18 protein-coding genes and 1 pseudogene are annotated in these 18,402 nt (G+C 68.5%); 12 read left to right on the top strand and 7 right to left on the bottom strand.

Annotated features, from left to right (window positions below):
* Positions 1–62 precede the first annotated feature (62 nt).
* Together EER27_RS08600 and EER27_RS08595 are read left to right on the top strand one after the other, a co-directional pair.
* Positions 63–1,109 carry a hypothetical protein gene (locus EER27_RS08600; protein ID WP_123087611.1) on the top strand — a complete coding sequence of 349 codons (1,047 nt, stop codon included), beginning with the start codon at positions 63–65 and terminating at the stop codon, positions 1,107–1,109.
* Positions 1,110–1,218: 109 nt separating this feature from the next.
* Positions 1,219–2,055, top strand: a complete 837-nt coding sequence (locus tag EER27_RS08595) for a lytic transglycosylase domain-containing protein (RefSeq protein WP_123087610.1) — start codon at positions 1,219–1,221, stop codon at positions 2,053–2,055.
* 180 nt (positions 2,056–2,235) lie between these two features.
* On the opposite strand, the gene EER27_RS08590 is transcribed toward EER27_RS08595, so the two are convergent.
* Entirely contained in the window at positions 2,236–2,733 is a 498-nt protein-coding gene (locus EER27_RS08590) for a hypothetical protein (protein ID WP_123087807.1), read from the bottom strand.
* Between the two features lie 152 nt (positions 2,734–2,885).
* Between EER27_RS08590 and EER27_RS08585 the strand changes: the two genes are divergently transcribed.
* The 10 genes from EER27_RS08585 to EER27_RS08540 all read left to right on the top strand — a co-directional run bounded on the left by EER27_RS08585 (position 2,886) and on the right by EER27_RS08540 (position 9,675).
* On the top strand, positions 2,886–3,074 hold the full coding sequence (locus tag EER27_RS08585) for a CPXCG motif-containing cysteine-rich protein (protein ID WP_123087609.1): 189 nt from the start codon (positions 2,886–2,888) through the stop codon (positions 3,072–3,074).
* 290 nt (positions 3,075–3,364) lie between these two features.
* The gene (locus EER27_RS08580; protein ID WP_123087608.1) at positions 3,365–3,754 is read left to right on the top strand and encodes an EF-hand domain-containing protein; all 390 of its coding nucleotides are present in this window, start codon (positions 3,365–3,367) and stop codon (positions 3,752–3,754) included.
* A gap of 293 nt (positions 3,755–4,047) precedes the next feature.
* A complete protein-coding gene (locus EER27_RS08575) occupies positions 4,048–4,815 on the top strand; it encodes an HAD family hydrolase (protein WP_123087607.1) in 768 nt (255 codons plus the stop codon).
* A gap of 100 nt (positions 4,816–4,915) precedes the next feature.
* Positions 4,916–5,434 carry a hypothetical protein gene (locus EER27_RS08570; RefSeq protein ID WP_123087606.1) on the top strand — a complete coding sequence of 173 codons (519 nt, stop codon included), beginning with the start codon at positions 4,916–4,918 and terminating at the stop codon, positions 5,432–5,434.
* Between the two features lie 160 nt (positions 5,435–5,594).
* On the top strand, positions 5,595–6,029 hold the full coding sequence (locus EER27_RS08565; RefSeq protein WP_425480825.1) for a hypothetical protein: 435 nt from the start codon (positions 5,595–5,597) through the stop codon (positions 6,027–6,029).
* A gap of 104 nt (positions 6,030–6,133) precedes the next feature.
* Positions 6,134–6,844 carry a hypothetical protein gene (locus EER27_RS08560; RefSeq protein WP_123087604.1) on the top strand — a complete coding sequence of 237 codons (711 nt, stop codon included), beginning with the start codon at positions 6,134–6,136 and terminating at the stop codon, positions 6,842–6,844.
* Positions 6,841–7,266 (top strand): GFA family protein, encoded by a 426-nt coding sequence (locus EER27_RS08555; protein WP_123087603.1) that lies wholly within the window; start codon positions 6,841–6,843, stop codon positions 7,264–7,266. Before EER27_RS08560 ends, EER27_RS08555 begins: the two co-directional genes overlap by 4 nt.
* 123 nt (positions 7,267–7,389) lie before the next feature.
* Positions 7,390–7,929, top strand: coding sequence for a GNAT family N-acetyltransferase (locus EER27_RS08550; protein ID WP_123087602.1), 540 nt, complete (start codon positions 7,390–7,392; stop codon positions 7,927–7,929).
* Between the two features lie 278 nt (positions 7,930–8,207).
* Positions 8,208–8,417 carry a cold-shock protein gene (locus tag EER27_RS08545; RefSeq protein ID WP_123087601.1) on the top strand — a complete coding sequence of 70 codons (210 nt, stop codon included), beginning with the start codon at positions 8,208–8,210 and terminating at the stop codon, positions 8,415–8,417.
* Between the two features lie 160 nt (positions 8,418–8,577).
* A complete protein-coding gene (locus tag EER27_RS08540; protein ID WP_123087600.1) occupies positions 8,578–9,675 on the top strand; it encodes a GGDEF domain-containing protein in 1,098 nt (365 codons plus the stop codon).
* Positions 9,676–9,829: 154 nt separating this feature from the next.
* Here the strand turns inward: EER27_RS08540 and EER27_RS08535 are convergent.
* The 6 genes and pseudogenes from EER27_RS08535 to EER27_RS08510 form a co-directional block, all read right to left on the bottom strand.
* Positions 9,830–10,102, bottom strand: a pseudogene (locus EER27_RS08535) (VOC family protein); the annotation flags it as partial.
* Positions 10,103–10,267: 165 nt separating this feature from the next.
* Positions 10,268–11,659 carry a dihydrolipoamide acetyltransferase family protein gene (locus EER27_RS08530; protein ID WP_123087599.1) on the bottom strand — a complete coding sequence of 464 codons (1,392 nt, stop codon included), beginning with the start codon at positions 11,657–11,659 and terminating at the stop codon, positions 10,268–10,270.
* Positions 11,660–11,672: 13 nt separating this feature from the next.
* On the bottom strand, positions 11,673–12,041 hold the full coding sequence (locus EER27_RS08525) for an SH3 domain-containing protein (protein ID WP_123087598.1): 369 nt from the start codon (positions 12,039–12,041) through the stop codon (positions 11,673–11,675).
* Between the two features lie 9 nt (positions 12,042–12,050).
* Positions 12,051–13,082 (bottom strand): alpha-ketoacid dehydrogenase subunit beta, encoded by a 1,032-nt coding sequence (locus tag EER27_RS08520; RefSeq protein ID WP_190285708.1) that lies wholly within the window; start codon positions 13,080–13,082, stop codon positions 12,051–12,053.
* Positions 13,079–14,152 (bottom strand): pyruvate dehydrogenase (acetyl-transferring) E1 component subunit alpha, encoded by a 1,074-nt coding sequence (gene pdhA, locus EER27_RS08515; protein ID WP_123087597.1) that lies wholly within the window; start codon positions 14,150–14,152, stop codon positions 13,079–13,081. Before pdhA ends, EER27_RS08520 begins: the two co-directional genes overlap by 4 nt.
* A gap of 489 nt (positions 14,153–14,641) precedes the next feature.
* The gene (locus EER27_RS08510) at positions 14,642–18,262 is read right to left on the bottom strand and encodes a lamin tail domain-containing protein (RefSeq protein WP_190285707.1); all 3,621 of its coding nucleotides are present in this window, start codon (positions 18,260–18,262) and stop codon (positions 14,642–14,644) included.
* Positions 18,263–18,402: the final 140 nt, after the last annotated feature.

The raw sequence follows: 18,402 nt of genomic DNA, 5'->3' as shown, positions 1-18,402 counted from the left end.
GCGGCAGGTCCAGCGGGCTTGCTACCCTGTGGCTCGTACTGCCGCGATCCACAGGGGAATCCATGCAATACCAGCAAGCCGCCGCTCGCCGCCGCTTCGCCGCGGCCGTTTCGGCCTGCGTGCGCTACGGTGCGGCCATCGCGTTGGTCGCATTGCTGTCGTTGCCTTCGGCGCATGCGGCCAAGCGCATGGGCAAGCCGCCCTCGGCACTGGTTGAATGGACATTGCCCTGGCAGCAGGGCCGTCGCGTGCAGTACGACGTGACCAGCGAGCTGGTCCTGTCGACGGGCGCCACGGAAAGCCGCTACCAGCGCAGCGCCGTGACGACCATCGAGATCGTCGCGGCGGGCACCGACGGCTATCGCCAGCGTTGGACAGAAGGTGCGGGCAAGTCCGAATACGACAACATGCCCGAACCGATGCAGCAGGTGACGTCGGCACTCGCCGAAAGCCTCGCCGATCTGCCGCTGGACGTACAACTGGACGCGAGCGGCAACTTTCGATCGATCGAGAATCTGGACGACATTCAGCCTCGCTTCGCCGCGGCGATGGACGCCTGGATGCGAACGGCACTGTCCGGCAAGGCCGCGATGCTGTCGCCGGAGTTTCGCAGCGGCATCGACAACGCATCGCGCCTGGCGACATCGCCCAAGGTGCTCGAAAGCCACTTGGGCGGGTTACCCGTGGCGTACAACTTCCTGGGCGATGGCGGCATCGGGCTCGATCACGAGTACAGCTATCACGACGAAATCGGGAACCCGACGGGTGGCGAAGCGTATCCCGCCGTTGGCCGGATGACGCTGCGCAAGGACGCGTTGCAGCCGGGCTGGTACATGCTGGACTGGACGTTGACGATGGACCGCGAAGCAGGCGGTCGGATCGTTTCCGAGAGCGCGGCGCAATTGCTCGGCGAAGATTTCCTGCGTGCCGGCGGCAAGGAGGTCGACGAGGCACTTGCCGCGCTTCGTTCCGGCATCGACGTGGGTACCTCGACCCGCATCCGTCTCGATCCATCGACCGGCCTGGTGCAGTGGCTGCAGCTGGTCGAGTACAAGCGACTGGGTTCGCGCAACCAGGTCACCACCACCTCGATGACCTTGCGAAAGTAGGTACCACGCTCGCGCGTCCGTCCGACGGGCCTTGACGCAGCTGAACGGCCCGCCGCACCGGGACTTCTGGCCCGGGGCGGTGGCGGCTGCGCGGGCCTAGAATCGGCCCATGTTGCGCTTTAGCCACAACCGGTCGGAGTCGTCGACGAGGGCGACGCGAACCACGCGCCGTTGCATCGCCGCGACGGTTGCGGTGATTGCCCTGTCGAGCGCGTTTGCCACGTCTGCGCGCACGGTGTATCGCTGCGTGCGCGACGGCACGGTCAGTCTCGCCACCGCACCCGAGCCCGGTTCGCGTTGCCAGGCGAAGCAGATCGACGACAACGCCGTGCAGCTGCCCAATCTGTGGGGCGAGATGGGTGTCGTCAACGGCACCCTGTACGAACGCCAGCAGGGCGGAAAGACCGTCTACAGCACGCGCAATTTGCCGGGCTCGACACGCGTGCTGTCATTCACGGTGCAGACGCCACCGGGCGAGCCCGCGCACGCAGGTCTTGGCAATGTCGGCAAGCCCCGCATCGATCGCCACGCCGCGCAATTCCGCGCCGCCGCGCGGGCGACCGGTGTCGACGACGCCTGGCTGCGTGCCATCGCGCACGCGGAGAGCGACTTCGATGCGCAGGCGGTGTCACCCAAGGGCGCGCAGGGCGTGATGCAGCTGATGCCGGAAACGTCGCGCGAGTACGGTGTGCTCGATCCCTACTCGCCGCAGCAATCCATCGACGCCGGCGCGCGGCTGCTGAAGTCCCTGATGCGTCGCTATCGCGGCGACCTGACCCTGGTGGCTGCCGCGTACAACGCGGGCATCGGCACGGTCACGCGTTACGGCGGCGTGCCGCCGTATGCGGAGACGCGCGCGTACATCGAGAAGGTGAAGGCCCTGCACGAGCGTTATCGCGTCGCGCTGGGCGGACGTGCCACGGCCGTGTTGCGGCCGGCCCGGTGAGTGCGCTGCGCGACGGATTGAACGTCTGGATCGAGACGGAAGAATCACGACGGTTGGATAGCGACGGTTGGACCGCGATGATTCAACCGGGGTGATCGGATCGCGCGATCGAGCCGGGAGCCGCGCGTCGCGGGCCCCATCGAATAAGCGTCCGGCGCGATGCGCGATCGCCCACCGTTGTCAGGCGAACGCCGAGGCGGCCTCGAACGGCAACAGCGTCGCGCCCGTGGCGAGGATGGCCGGCTCCACCTGGGTCAACAGCTCCTTGCTGCCGTCGACCACGACAAGGATGCGACCGGCCTGTATCTCGGCGTCGAACTTGCGCCGGATCGGGTCGGGCAATGATGAGCCCACCAGCGCCGAGGCCCAGCAGCCAACCATTGCGCCGGCGGCGGTTGCGGCCGCGGCGCCCGCCAGCGTCAAGCCGATCGGCGTCACCACCACGGCGACAAGACCTGCCAACAGTCCGGCGGCACCACCGAAGCCGGCGCCGCGCAGTGCCGCCGCCATCATGTCGGTGTCGGCTTCCTTGCGTTCGTTGGGGATCTCGTCGAGCTCGATGTCCGAACGTGCGATCAGCAGGAGGTCGTCGTCCAGTACGCCCGCGGTGCGCGCTGCATCCATGGCGGACTGCGCTGCCTCGAGGTCTGGCGTACTGAACACGTGCCGGGTCTTCATGGCGGCCTCCATGAGGGCGGAACCGTGGCGGGTGCCAGGGCATGTCTCAGGGTTTGCCCGACTTCGTTATCGCCATGTGAAACGGACCGTCGGCACCGCCGCACTCGACGCAGGCGCGTACGCTGGGCACGCAGAGGCAACCGGAGACCACCATGCTGCCGAGTGTGCAAGTGCAATGCCCCTACTGCGGCGAACTGATCGATCTGGTGATCGACAACTCGGTGTCCGAAGAGCAGTACGTCGAGGACTGCCAGGTGTGCTGCCGTCCGATCGTGGTGACGGTGTCGATTGGCGACGATGGCGAGCCGTCGGTGCAAGTCGCGGCGGAGGACGACGCCTGATTGCGCGGCGCGTTGACCGGCCGTTTCGTAAAGGTTGTGTTGTGTTCACGGACGTGACGACGCCATCGGTGCGCACATCTGCAACCACGATCACGATTCGTAGCGAAATCGACGCGATGCCTAGCGGCATCCGTCGGCGGGCGGGTTAAGGAAACGTAGGTTTAACGGTTGCGAAGCGCTTTTCGTTCATCGCGCCGTTGGCAGGGTGTGTTTGCGCCGCCATCCCCCACGAGATGGACACAACCCCACCCGTGGCTGCGCCCGATTCCCGTTACCAGGAGAAACATTCAATGAAGCATCTGACCCGCAACTCGCTGCTCGGTACCATCGCCCTCGTCGCCGCGCTGTCCGCTCCCTTGGCGTTCGCGCAATCCACCGAGGCTGGCAGCACGCAGGACCCGGCCGCCACCCAGACACCGCCGACCACCACCGAAGCCACCACGGGCAACACGTCGGCCGACGCTTCGGCAGCGACCGATGCCGGCGCTGACAAGAAGAGCTGGGCCGATGTCGACGCCAACCAGGACGGCAACCTGACCCAGGCCGAGGCGGCCCAGGTGCCGGCGCTTGCGGAAGTGTTTGCCCAGGCCGACGCCAATGCCGACGGTTCGCTGACGGGCGACGAGTACCGCTCGTTCGTCTCCAAGTCCCAGACCGACGCCGGCAACACCCAGAAGTAATCGTTGTCGGGCCGCTGATCGTCGCGCCCACCTTCGTGGTTTCCCCCGACCCGATGGCACGGCGCGCGATGATCGGCAAACGCTTGGCCCATGTGTCTGCTGGGCCGGGCCCGTCGCCGCAAAGCGCCTGCCTGTGCCGGCGACGATCGTAGTGCCCCGAAGGGCGACCGAGAGGTCGCCCTTCGTCATTTCCGCGTTGGCCACAGACGCAACGGTGTGCGCGCGATGGTCGATCGATCCATTCGCCACGCCGAGCATCGCGGGTGGCAGCGCGGTCGCGGCATAATTGCCGCATGGAAACCAACTCCCCCCATAGCCGCACCGATCAGGCCATCGGCCTGGTGGGCTTCGATGCCGACGACACCCTCTGGCGCAGCCAGGACTACTTCGACGAGGCGCAGTTGGCGTTCGAACGCGTCGTGGGCGCCTATGTCGACCTGCACGACAGCCACGCCCAGCAACGCCTGTACGACGTCGAGCTGGGTAACCTGGGCATCTTCGGATACGGCGTGAAGGGCATGACGCTGTCGATGATCGAGGCGGCGGTCGACATCACCCAGGCGCGCATCAGCGCCGCAGACCTGCATCGCATCGTCGGCATCGGCAAGGCATTGCTGCAGCATCCGGTCGAACTGTTGCCGGGGATCCGCGAAGCAGTCGAGACCATCGCCGCCGAGTACCCCGTGGTGCTGATCACCAAGGGCGATCTGTTCCACCAGGAAGCCAAGGTGCGTCAGTGCGGTCTGGCGGGGTTGTTCCGGCGGATCGAGATCGTCAGCGAGAAAGACACGGCAACCTACACGCGTCTGTTCGAGGAGTTCGCCCTGCCGGCGTCGCGTTTCGTGATGATCGGCAACTTGCTGCGTTCGGACATTGCGCCGGTGCTGGAACTGGGCGGCTGGGGCGTGCACATGCCGTACCACACGTCGTGGGCGCACGAGAACGAGGCCAACGTCGACGACGATGCGCCGCGGCTGTGCCGGGTGGCGAACGCGTCCGAGTTGCCCGACGCGGTACGCGAACTGGCGCGGCGAGCCGTTGCCAGCCCCAACCCCGGCTGAGCGCAAACGGCGGGTCGTGGCCGCATTAAAAAAAGGTTCACCCGGCCGGGCCCATCGTCCCGGCATGCCCGCCGCGTGGCGGGCACCCAAGGAGAACGCCATGACCCGTTTCCATCGCATGCTCGCCCCGGCAGCGCTGGCGGCCGGCCTCGTCATCGCGGCCCTGCTGCCGACCCCGGTGCAGGCGCAGAGCGGCAGCGACCTGGTCCGCGTGATCGTCGACGTGGCCGACGTGGTCTACCACTCCGGTCACCCGTACTACCGGCACGGCAACTACGGTTACGGCGATCGGCTGATCGTCGTGCGCGACCGCTACGGTCACCGCCGCTACTACCGCCACGTGCCGCGTGGCTACCGACAGGGGCCGCCGTACGGCAACGCATACGGTTACTACGGCCGCGAAGCTCCGCGAATGCAGCAGCGGACGCGTTGCGACAGCCGTGGCCGTTGCCGTGTGGAGTACTACGACCCGCGCCATGACAATCGGTACGACAACCGGTACTACAACCGCGATGACGATCATGGCCGCTACGACCGTTACGACGGTCGCTATGACCGTTACCGTGGTGGTGCCAGCTACTACGACGGCCGCCGCTGGCGAGAGCGCGACGACGACTGATTGACGCAGGGCGCCCGTCGCGGCGGCACCGTCCTCGGTGTCGCCGCGGCCGGTTGCCTGGCGGTCACGCGTGCGGTGTCACGTTGGTGCCCTTCGCGGCCCGCCCGGTCCGCCGGTGTTAGCCTTTGCGCGCCTTCCCCCCTTGGAGCCCGCCGTGATGATGAAACGTCCCGCCATGATGCTTGCCGCCACGCTGCTGTCGGCGGTGCTTGCGCCAGCGGCGCACGCCAGCGGTCCGATCAACTGCACGATGTCGTTCAACCTTTCCGGCTGGTCGGTGTTCTACAAGACCGCCTCCGGCACCGGCACGGTCAACTGCAGCAACGGGCAGAGCATGTCGGTACGCATCAATGCCAAGGGCGGCGGCCTGACGTTCGGACGTTCGCGAATCCGCAACGGCCGTGGGGAGTTCTCCGGGGTCAACAACATCAGCGAAGTGCTGGGCACCTACGCCACGGCCGAGGCGCATGCTGGCGCGGTGCGTTCCAGCAAGGCCCAGGCGATGGTCAAGGACGACGTGGCGCTGGCACTGGCCGGTACCGGCGAAGGCTGGGACATCGGCGTGGCGTTCGGAAAGTTCGTGATCTCCCGCTGACCCTTCTGGCGTTGCGGGCGCCGGCTGCATGGCGCGGACGTCTCGGCGCCGAAGGTGCCGCTCGTCGCGGCACAGTGCCTCCATTGCTACCCAAGGAGTACCTCATGGCCTCGAAGATCAAGACCCGGCTGCTTGCGATCGCTGCCGCGCTGGCGACGTTGACCGGAACCGGGCCGGCCCTTGCGCAGGACTTCACGTTTGGCTGGAACCCCCGCAGCGGCGACGTTTGGGTCGACACGTGGCTGGGCGACCTGAACCACTACGGGTCGAGGTATCGCGAGCCGTTCGTCGACGAGATGGTGCGTTACTACGGTGCACCGCGCGACCTCGTCCACGAGTTGCTGGTGACCCGTCGCTGGGCGCCCGGCGACGTCTATTACGCGTGTGCGATCGCGCAGATCATCGGGCGTCCGTGTCGCTACGTGATCGACGAATGGGATCGCAACCATGGTCAGGGCTGGGGCAATGTCGCCAAGAATCTCGGCATCCGACCCGGTTCGCCGGAGTTCCACCGTCTCAAGCGCGGCTTCGTGCCGACCTACGATCGGTGGGCGCGACCCATCCAGATCGACCAAGAGCTGCAGCGTGATTTCCCCAATCGCGGCCGCGGCGGAAACGCCCATCGTGACGGGCAGCCCGGGCCGCCCGGCCAGCGTGCCGGCGACGACCGCCGCAACGACGACGCGCGCGGCAACCGCGGGGAAAGCCAGCGCGGCCAGGCCGGCCAGGACCGCCGCGGCAACGGCAATGCCAAACCCAAGGGCAAGGGTCAGCAGGGCGGCGATCGCCCGCGTGGCAACGGTCGAGGCGGATGAGCGGGCCGGACGCCGACACAAGCGATGCCTCACCCCGGGTGATCCATCGCGGCGGGTGTCACTGTCGCGCCGTGCGCTTTGAGGTGGATGCGCCAGCCGACCTGGCAGCACTCGACTGCAACTGCTCGATCTGCACGATGACCGGGTTCCGTCACTTGATCGTGCCGGCCTCGCGCTTCCGGCTGCTATCGGGCGAACAGGCGCTGAGCGACTACCGTTTCAACACCGGCATCGCCCGGCACCTCTTCTGCCACCACTGCGGGGTCAAGAGCTTCTACGTGCCCCGCAGCCACCCGGATGGCTACAGCGTCAACGTGCATTGTCTCGATCCGGGCACGGTGAGGACTGTGCAGATCGCGCTGTTCGACGATGGCGACCGCGACGCGGCGACCGAGGCCCTGGCCCACCTGTCACGTGATTGACGGCCCGTTCGCCGCGGCATCCAGTGGCGCGGCCGCTTCGAGGTCGGGCGTGGACCGACGGCGATATGCAGCGTCCCACCCGGGCGGCGTTCCGCCGTGCGGGTGGGGTCTAAGATCGGGGTCATGGCCACCAACCCGCACGATCCCGGCGCAAGCGCCCCGCTGTTGAAGGATTCCCCGCGCGTGATCGGCTTCGATCCGCGCTGGCGCGACGATTTCGCCCGACTCAACCTCGAATGGCTGCGCCGCTGGTTCACGGTCGAACCCATCGACGAGCAGGTGCTGCACGACCCCGAGACGCACCTGCTGGCCGACGGTGGCCGGGTGCTGTTCGCGATTGGCCGGGACGCCACGGGCCAGGAGCGGGCGATCGGCACAGTGGCTCTCAAGCACGAGGGAGGCCGGGTCTACGAGCTGACCAAGATGGCCGTCGACCCCGAGTCCCGCGGCATGGGCATTGGCCGCCTGCTGATGGAAGGCGCGCTGGCCGAGTACGCGGCGCTGGGTGGCCGGGAGCTGTTCCTGGAGTCCAGCAGCAAGCTCGGTCCGGCGCTGACCCTGTACGAAAGCGTCGGCTTTCGGCACCACCCGGCGCCGCGACCGGGCTCGCACTACGCGCGGGCCGACGTCTACATGGTGTGGGAGCCGCCGACGTCAGGCTGAAGCTTCGACGGGGCCGTGGCGCATTCAGGTTTCCGGTGGTGGCGGCCAGGCGCCCGGCACCGCCGCCGCCGGACCTGACTGAACAGACAGGCCCCCGACAATTGCTTTTCTGGCGCCATCGGGATACGGTGCACGCGCTGAGTTGGTAAGGGTCACCGTGAATCGTGGCCCGATGATGTAGATCCAAAGATCCACCCATCGTTGCACCTCGCTTCCTCCTTGCAACCAGCAAACCGCCGCACCCGCGGCCCACAACTACGTTCCAAGGAGTAAGAAAGATGTCGAACCGTGAAACCGGTACCGTCAAGTGGTTCAACGATGCCAAGGGCTTTGGCTTCATCAGCCGTGAGAATGGCGAAGACGTGTTCGTTCACTTCCGCGCCATCCAGACCCAGGGCTTCAAGAGCCTGCAGGAAGGCCAGAAGGTGAGCTTCACCGTCGTGCAGGGCCAGAAGGGCCTGCAGGCCGACGCTGTCGAGCCGGTCTGAACCACATGTCACGGCGCCGCGCCTAGCGCGGCCCGCGACCAGAAAAGCCCGGCTTCGGCCGGGCTTTTTCTTTTTGGGGCGCCGGTCGCGCCCGTTGTGCGATGTTTCAGCCTCCAGACGCTGGCGAACCGGTGCCGGGCGATGGGAGGATGGCGTTGTCATGAGCCCCACACCGCCCCCGTCGGATGTAGGCGAGACCCGGCGCCAGGCCGCGCTGGATGCCCATGCGCTGCTCGACACGCTGCCGGAGCGCGCATTCGACGACGTGGCCATGCTGGCGGCCCTGCTCACGGGCGCGCCCGCAGCCGGGCTGGCGTTGATCGACCAGCAGCGGTTGTGGTTCAAGGCGCGTACCGGCCTGCGCCAGCAGGAACTGACCGGCGCGGGCGGGCTCATCGCCCACGCGCAGGCCGCGCCGCGCGAGCTGCTGCAGATCGGCCAGCTGGTCGCCGGCGAACACCTCGACACCTTGCCGTTGCTCGTCGATGGCCGGGCGCTGCCGTGCTGCATCGGCGTGCCGCTGCTTGCCGATCGGCAGATGCTGGGCCTGCTGCTGGTGTTCGACACTGCCCCGCACACGTTGTCGGCCAGGCAAAACGATGGCCTGCATCGCCTGGTGCGGCAGGCGCGCCAGTTGCTCGCGCTGCGCCGTTGCGTGCTCGAACAACGCAACCTGCTCGCCGAGCGTGAGGCCTTCGGACAACGCCTGGAGGACGCACGTGCCGACATGCAACGCCGGCACGACCAGCTCGCCCACGAGGCCACCCACGATCCGTTGACCGGGCTGCTCAATCGCGCCGCACTCGACCACCTGCGCAGCGATCCGGTCTCGCAGGAGCACTTCAACGCCCAGCCGTACGCGCTGATCCTGCTCGACATCGACCACTTCAAGCAGGTCAACGACCGCCACGGGCACCGGCTCGGCGACCTCGCGCTGCAGGCGGTCGCCGAGGCGGTCAACGCCGCCGTGCGCAGCAGCGACCTGGTGGTGCGCTACGGGGGCGAGGAGCTGCTGGTGGTGTTGCCGCACACCCGGCTGGATGGCGCCGCCGAGGTGGCCGAGCGGATCCGCCGGCGCGTGGCGCGGGTGAGCTCGCTGCCGTTTGCGCTGACCGTGTCGCTGGGCGTGGCGGCGGGCGATCCCGCACGCGACCAGCCCGAGCACGTGTTCGAGCGCGCCGACCAGGCGTTGTACCGGGCCAAGACCAGTGGACGCGACCGGGTGGTGGTGGACGACAGCCCGTTGTTCGACGGCTGAGCGGGGCGGTGCTACCCGCCGGGCACGCGGCTAAGCCTGGCCTAGGGCCACTCGTTGGGCGCGCCGCGGTCGGTATCCTCGGGCATGCGGACCACACGCAGAAGCGTTGGCCGGTCGGGGCCTCCATCACCCACCAGCGCTGCACGAAGCCCACGCGTTTGGCGCCCAGGGCCTCCAGTCGCGCCACTTCGGCATCCAGATCGTCGGTTTCGATGTCCAGGTGCACGCGCGAGGGGTGATCGACCTTCTGCACCTCGATGTGCAGTCCGCCGGGCGTGCCGCCGAATTCGGCGTATTTGCCCGTGCCGCCGGAGTCGGGGTCGGCGATGCGGACGCCGAGCGCCTGGCTCCAGAAGCCGGCGGCGGCGTCGAGGTCATCGGTCTGGCAATCGATGATGAATCCGGCGAGGCGACTGCGGTGGGTCATGGCGTTTCTCCCGAATGATGGTTCGAAGGAGGTTCGACGATCTTGCCCGCGCCGAGAGACGTCGTGGCGAGGATTGTCCGGATCGACGCGAACAGGACCGGCCCGGTGCCGGAACCCCTGCTCGCGTCGTGCGAATCGATCCGCCCCTGCCCGCTTGCGCCGCGTCTACATCGGCAACGCGAGATCGTCGAGCATCGCGCGCAGGAAGCGTGCCGCCTCGCCGCCCGTGCAGGCGCGGTGGTCGAAGGTCAGCGACAGCGGCATGCGGCGGTGCACTTCGATGCCGCCGATCACACCGACGACATCGTGGCTGAGCTTGCCCGCACCCACGATGGCGACCGTCGGCGGCACCACCACCGGCGTTGCGTAGCGACCGGCGAACATGCCGAAGTTCGACAGGCTGATGGTGAAACCCGACAGCTCCGATGCCGCGATGCTGCGATCTTCGACCTGCGTGCGCAGGCGGCCGATCGCGGTACGGATGCCGGCGCCGTCGAGCATGTCGGCATTGCGCAGCGCCGGCACGAACAGGCCGTCGTCGGTGTCGACCGCGATACCGATGTCGACGTGCGGGTGCAGGGTGCGGGTGAGGTTCTCGCCATCGAACCACGCGTTGAGTGCCGGCACCGCCTTGCACGCGGCGACGATCGCGCGGACCAGGCGCGCGGTGATGTCCTGCTTGCCGATCCAGGCGTGCAGGTCGGCGTCGTCGACCAGGGTGGTGGGCACGACCTTGCTGTGCGCGTCGGCCATGACGCGCGCCATGTTGCGGCGCACGCCCTTGAGCTGCTCGGGCTGGCCGCTGGCCTTCACGCCCGGCGGCTGGGTGCGCATCGGCTTGCCGGACTGCGACAGCGTGCTGCGCGAAGCGGGCGCTGCGGCTGCGGGAGCCGCGGCCGGCGCGCTGGCCGGCAACGCTGGCGCGCTGCCCGGGCGCGCGCTGCCATCGGCGGCGGCCCGCTTGACGTCGTCCATCGTCACCACGCCGTCGTTGCCGGTGGCGCGCACGAGGCCCAGCTCGACACCGAGCTTGCGCGCCAGCGCGCGCACCGCCGGCATCGCCTTCACACCGCCGACCGCGACCGCCTGCTCGCTGCGCACCGCATCGGAGCTCTGCATCGCGCCAACCACGGTGCCGGCATCGGCGCGCGCTTCGGGCTTTGTCCCGCCTTCGCTGATCTCGCCGCCCTCGTCGGACGCCACGACCGCGTTGCCCGGGCCGGGCGCATCGCTGCCGACGCTCTTGGCCGGTGCGTGGCCGCCACCGTGATGGTGGCCTGTGTCCTGGCCTTCGGCGCGTTGCGGCGCGGACGGATCGACCTCGAACTCGGCGAGCATGCTGCCGGTGACGATCACGTCGCCGGCGGCGCCGGCCAGGCGCAGCACCTTGCCCGAGACCGGCGAGGGCACTTCGACCACGGCCTTGGCGGTTTCCATCGACACCAGGTTGTCGTCGAGGCGGATCGTATCGCCGACCTTCACGAACCATTCGACGATGGTGGCGTCGGGCAGGCCTTCACCGAGGTCGGGAAGGAAGAACGTCTTCTTGTCGGTCATTGCCGGTCCTTGATCATGTCGGGTTGTCGCCGGACGCCGGGGCGTCCAGCAGTTCCAGCGCGCGTTCGGGGATCCAGCCCTGCGCACCGGTGTCGTCTTCGGCCCACCACCAACGCGCCATTTCGTGGTGCAGCTGCACCACCTGGTCGGCATCGGCATCGAGCTCGCGTGTGTCGTAGTCGGCCAGGGCGGTGGCGCGGCCGTGGTCGGTATCGAACAGTTCCGCCGGCACCCAGCCGCCGTTGCCGCCCTCGACCACGGTCCATACGAACTGCGGCCAGTCGCGGTCGCGGTTGCCGAGCACGACGGCATCGCCGCGCCGCACCCGGATCGCAGGACGATCCGGGGCGCGATGGGCGACGACGACGCGTGCGCGGCGCATGCGGGCGTCTCAGCCTGCGGCGATGGCGCGCCTGGCCGCAGCGACGATCCGGTCCACGCTGGGCAGGTACTTCATCTCGAGCCGGAACAGCGGGATGTGCGTGTCGTAGCCGGTAACCCGCTCGACCGGGGCGCGCAGGTCGTAGATCGATTCCTCGGCCAGTCGTGCGGCGATCTCGGCACCGAAGCCGGCGGTCTTGGCGGCCTCGTGCACGATCACGCAACGTCCGGTCTTGCCCACCGATTCGGCGATGGTGGCGAAGTCCAGCGGACGCAGCGTGGCGACGTCGATGACCTCGGCGCTGATGCCTTCGCCGGCCAGTTGTTCGGCCGCTTCCAGGGTTTCCTTGACCTGTGCGCCCCATGTCACCAGCGTCACGTCGCTGCCGTCGCGCAGCACGTAGCAGACATCCAGCGGCAGCGCCTCGCCGTCATCGGGTACCAGTTCCTTGTACTGGCGGTAGATGCGCTTTGGCTCGAAGAAGATCACCGGATCGGGGTCGCGGATCGCGGCGAGCAGCAGGCCGTACGCGCGCTGCGGCGACGACGGCATGACCACGCGCAGCCCGGGCACGTTGGTGAAGATCGACTCGTTGGCTTCGCTGTGGTGCTCCGGGGCGCGGATGCCGCCGCCCCACGGCACGCGCAGCACCATCGGGCAGTGCAGGCGTCCGCGCGTGCGGTAGCGCATGCGCGCGGCGTGGCAGACCAGGAAGTCGACCATCGGGTACATGAAGCCGTCGAACTGCGCTTCCGCGACCGGCTTCATGCCCTGCGACGCCAGGCCGACGGTTAGCCCGGCGATGGTGGTTTCGTCCAGCGGGGTGTCGATCACGCGCTCGGAACCGAACTGCGCGTGCAGGCCGGCGGTGGCGCGGAACACGCCGCCGTTGACGCCGACGTCCTCGCCCAGCACCAGCACCGATTCGTCGGCGCGCATCTCGTAGGCCAGCGCCTGGGTGATGGCTTCGATCAGGGTGATCGCGACGGGTGCCTGGGCGGCCTGCATGGCATCGGTCTTCGGATTGTTGGCGGCGTTCATCGGCGACCCTCCTGGGCAAGCGCGGCGGCGCGGTGCGCCTGCACGTCCGGCGGCATGTCGGCGTAGAGGTAGTCGAACATCGCCTCCACCGGCTGCACCGGGGTTTCGAGGTAGGCGTTGATCTCGATGTCCACCTTCTTGCCGCATTCCTCGGCCCAGGCCTTCTCCTCGTCCTCGCTCCATACGCCCTGCGCCGTGAGCCAGGTGCGCAGACGCGTCACCGGGTCGCGCGCCCACGCGGCCTTGACCTCGGCGTCGTCGCGGTAGCGACGTGCGTCGTCGGCGGTGGTGTGGTCGTGCAGGCGATAGGTGATGAACTCGATCACGCTGCCACCTTCGCCGTTGCGCGCGCGCTCGCTGGCGCGGCGCATGCCTTCCAGCACGGCCACCAGGTCGTTGCCGTCGACCTGCAGGCAGTGCAGGCCGCCGGCAAGGCCCTTCTGGGCCAGCGTCTTGGCGCCGGTCTGCGCCGAGCGGGGCACCGAGATCGCCCAGCCGTTGTTGATCACGCACAGCACCAGCGGCGAGGTGTAGGCGCCGGCGGAGTTGAGCGCGGCGTAGAAGTCGGTCTTCGACGAGCCGCCGTCGCCGCAGCAGGCGACCGCGATGCGCTTCTGCTTGCGCAGCTTGAACGACAGCGCCGCGCCGGCCGCCATCAGGCACTGGGTCGCGATGGGCACGCACCACGGATAATCGTTGCGCGGCACGGCGAAGTCGTTGCCGCGTTCGTCGCCACCCCAGTACAGCAGCACTTCACGCGGCTGCACGCCGCGCATGAACTGCGCGCCGTACTCGCGGTAGCTGGGCGCAAACACGTCCTCGGGCAGCATCGACGCGCCGATGCCGACGTGGGTGGCCTCGTGGCCGAGACAGGCGGCGTACGTTCCCAGCTTGCCGGTGCGCTGCAGCGCGATGGCCTTGGTGTCGAACACGCGCACGAACAGCATCTGCTTGAACAGCGGCAGCAGGGCTTTCGGGTCCTGGAAACCCGGAGGGAACTCGGCGACGGCGGTGCCGTTGGGTCCGAGGTATTGCAGGTATTCGATCTCGTAGCTCGCGGCAATGCTCATCGCGCGGAATCCTGGCAGGGGAGGGAGGGCCCGCGACGGTCGCATCCGGATCCAGTGCCGGACACGAGCGCAGGCCGCAGGCGGCTTGGTCCGGCAGACATCCCGGACCTGGCTCGGTCGCAACGCGCGAACGCGTGCTGCGACGATCGCCCGATCATAACCAAACGCGGGAAAAGGTCCGTTGCGCGTTGCGGCACGCGCGACCCGGCGTGTACGCCCGCAGGCAATGGGTACGGTGGCGTACTGCGGCGTGGGCGCGCGCTTGGACGTGCAATCGCGGCGCAGCGCGTGTCCGGTCCGGCACGTCGATCGGCGTCCACCTGCGACAGGGGTGCGACAGGGGGGCGATGGCCGCGGCCCGGCTTTTGCGCAAAGACGCGGCCGGCGTTTGGGGCGGGCGGGGCCGTGCGCCGGCCAACGCATTCGAACGCGCAGAAGAAAGGCGCGGCCGAAGCCGCGCCTTTCAGGTGGTGCATCCCGTTCGTGGAATCAGCGCGGCGAACCGATGATCCGAACCGAATGCGAGGCGGTGTTGTTGCGTGCGCGCGGATCGGTTGCCGTCGACTCCACCGTCGAGGTGACGGTCAACTCAGCGCGACCGACGCGCGGCGGCGCGACGATCGCGAAGTCGAACGCCTGCAACGCCCATGTCGCCAACGAGCTGCGTTCGCAACGCGCCGCGAAATCGTTGCCGACGGAGGCGACGTTGCAGGTCCAGCCATTGGGCGCATTGACCCGCACGTTCGCCGCGGGCGCGTTGCCGCGCAACGTGACGACGGCGTGCTGCGCCGGGTTGGGGCCTTCGTTCCACACCACCACCGGGAAGTGGCCGGTGGTGCCACTGCGAAGGTGCAGGAACGGACCGAACACCAGCGTGCCCAGATCGGCGGTGCCGGGCGCGGCCTGCACCGCGATCGACGCATCGGCGCCGTCGTTGTCGGTGACCGCGTCGATCGATTGCGCGTCGCTGGCGGCCACCAGCCTGACCGAGCGGCCGGCCAGTGCCGGCGTCGCGGTGGCGGTGATCGCGAACGTGACGGTCTCGCCATTGGCCAGCGTGGAGGCGTTGCACGCGATGCTGGTGCGACCGTTGTCGATCTGCGCGGCGTCGCAATTCCAGGCGGCGCTCGACGGCACCACCGCCATCGTCGGCAGTTCCGCATCGATCGCGAAACCGATACCCGCCGCGGTTGCCGAATCCGGACCGTTGTTGCCCAGCACCGTGTGGAAGCCCAGCACCTGGCCCGGGTTCACGCTGGCGCTGTCGGCGGTCACCGTGACCGCAAGGTCGGCGTGGTGACGCGGTACGAACGTGGCCACGACCGGGTCGTGATCGGCCAGGCGCGAGGGCGAGGTCGCATCGTTGCGGTTGAGCTCCGGGAAGTCGGCGTTGATGCGCGCGTGGTCCAATGCGATGTCGCTGGTCTGGACGATCAGCTCTTCGTTGACCAGCACGTGATCGAGCGTCTGCGCATTGCCGCCGAACACGAACGAATAGCGCTCGGTGGCCGGTTCCAGGGTTCCAAGGTTGACCAGGTTCGGCTCGACCAGGTCGATGCCGTCACCCGGCACCACCGTGGTCTCGTCGGCGCTCGGCGTGCCGGTGACGACGTTCATCGAATCGCCCAGTCCGTCATTGAACTCGAACGCGTTGAAGTCGCCCAGCACCACCATGCGTCGGCCCGGGACCGACACCTGGCGTTCGTTGAGGAACGCCGCCAGGAACTCGGCCTGGCGCTGGCGCTTGCCACGGATGCGGTTGCCGTCGGCGTCGTCGGTCTCCGCGCCGTTGAGCGAGCGCTGGTGCACGGCGACCACGTCGATCGGGAACGCGCGGCCGTCGGCGTAGTGCACCACCGCTTCCAGCAACAGCGGAGGACGGTCGTTGAGGAGGCTGGTGCTGCCGCCCGGCTCGAGCCAGGTGGTGTCCTTGCCGACTTGCGTCACCGCGACAACTTCGACGCGTGCGATGCCGACCTGCACCTGGGCGGTCTTGACCAGGAAACCGATGTCGATGCCGCCGACGTCGTTGCCTTCGATCAGGTACGGCACGTAGCTCGGGTCGGGCTGGCCGGCGGCGACCGCGTCACTGTTGATGCGGGTGGCCAGCGCCTGCAGCGTCGACAGGTTTTCCACCTCGACCGTGCCGAGGATGTCAGGCGTGTTGAGGTAGTTGCGGATGCCAAGCGAGGCCTTGGCGAGGCGACGTTCGAACGCCGCCGCGGTCAGCACCGGCTCGCCGGTGGCCGGATCGTTGACGGTGTCGAAGAAGCGCTCGAGGTTGTAGCCGGCAACGGTGAACGCCTCGGGGTTGCTCGAGGCAGGCGCCGGCCGGGGCTCGGACTCCACTGGCCGCATGATCAGGTTCGGCAGCAACTGGTCGGGCAGCACGGTGTAGCGGCGGAAGCCGTAGTCCAGCGGTCCGATCACGTAGCCGATGCGGTGGCCCACGGACACTTCCCAGCGCTGTCCGCCCAGCGCATCGCTGTCGACGGTGATCAGTTCGGGGTTGAAGTCCCAGCGCGGGATCGGCGGCACCGTGCCGCCCCCGGGCGGGGTGTCGGGCATCTGGATGCCGGGCTCGCGGAACGGACGCGGCACGCCGCTCACCACCACGTTGAGGATGCCGTTGCTGGTGCCGCTGGCATTGGGCTCGTTGGTGTTGCCCTGCGTCGGCGCCACCACGGTGGCTTCGGCGATCTTGACGCGCATGCCTTCGACGCGTTCGAGCTGGTCGAGCGGGCCGTTCGGATCCGGGAAGGTCGCCGTCAGCTCGACCGGCGCCGGCAGCGAGAACATCGGCGGCAGGTCCGGATTGGCCACCGAGATCAGGGTCACGACCGGCGACCCGCCGATCTCGGTCAGCGGTGCCTGGCCGAGATCGGCACTGGGCACGAACTCGATGACGCTACCGTCCACGCGCACGCGGTTGCCCAGCGCGGCCGATGCCGGCGGCGCGCTGCCGGTGAAGACGAACACGCCTTCGGAGGTGGCCGGATCGGCGTCGGCCTCGCTGTCGGCGGCCTGCAGGAAGAAGCCGTTGGACTTGCGACCGGTGACGATGCCGACGGTGGAAAGCAGCTGGCCCGCCAGCGGCGAACGCGCGCCGTTGCCCTGGATGTCGTGGATGGCCACCACCGGGAGCAGGTCGTCGTTGCCGATCGTGCCATCGGCCTGGGTGTCGCCACCGATGCCGCCGACGACGTTGCTGAGGTTGAGGCGCAGGGTTTCGCTGGGTTCGTAGCGAGTGTCGCCGTTGATCGTCACCGCGATGACGGTCTGGCGCGAGCCGCCGCCCAACTGCAGGCTGCCGCTGGCGGCAACGTAGTCACCGTCGGCGACCGTGGCGGTGCCGTCGGCAGTGGCGTAGTCGAAGGTGACGACGCGGTTGTCGTCGGGCGAGCCGGACAGCGTCACCGGGAAGAACAGCGTGGTCTGTCCGTCGTTGCCTTCGACCGTCACCGCATCGCCCACCGTGAGCACGGGCAGGTCGCTGGGAACGCACAGCGCGACGGCGCTGGCGCTGTTGCGCGGCGCCGGCAAGGCGACCACGAAGTCGGCGCTGTTGACGTTGGTGTCGGTGCAGCCGCTGGCGTCGCGCAGTGCAGCCGTGACGCTGCCCAGGTTGGCGGTTGGCGCCGAACCTTCGGCGCAGCTGGCTGCGGTGCCGAAGCCGAGGAAGTCGATGTTGCCGGTCGGGCAGGCGCCGCTCAGCGCGGTGGTCGAATTGACCAGGGCGACCTTGCCCGCGGTGCCGCTCATCGGGATGGTGCCGATCGCGTCGGGGGTCGGGAGCGGCGCGGCGGCGCCGGTGCCGTCGGCCTGCTTGACCAGGTAATAGCCGCCCGGTGCGATCGTGCCCGTCAGCGGCGTGACCTGCCAGCTGGTACCCGCGGCGGAGGCGTACTGCACCGACCAGCCGGTCAGATCGACCGGGGTGGCGCCGTTGTTGTGCAGTTCGATGAAGTCGCTCTTGAGCGGTGCGCCGCTGTTTCCGCCGCCGCCGTAGACCTGGCTGAGCACCACCTGCGCCGGCGCCTGGCCTGCCATTGCCAACATCGTGGCAAACGCCAGTGCCGTGACCGCGAGGCGGCCATTGTGTCGTTCCATGTTGTTCCCCATTGGTTGAACTGCCGTCCTTGCCGGGGGGCATCGCCCGCGCCGGAGGCAGGATTGTGCCTGCGATCGTGCTGGATCGGCATGGCAGGACGGTGACCATTGCCGGCGCTGCCGCGACGGGGCGATGCGCT

Origin of the sequence: Montanilutibacter psychrotolerans (genome assembly GCF_003719825.1) — a bacterium.
Taxonomy (GTDB): Bacteria; Pseudomonadota; Gammaproteobacteria; order Xanthomonadales; family Xanthomonadaceae; genus Montanilutibacter; species Montanilutibacter psychrotolerans.
Note: the sequence above shows the minus strand (reverse complement) of the source record. Positions and strands in the feature narration are given on the sequence as shown.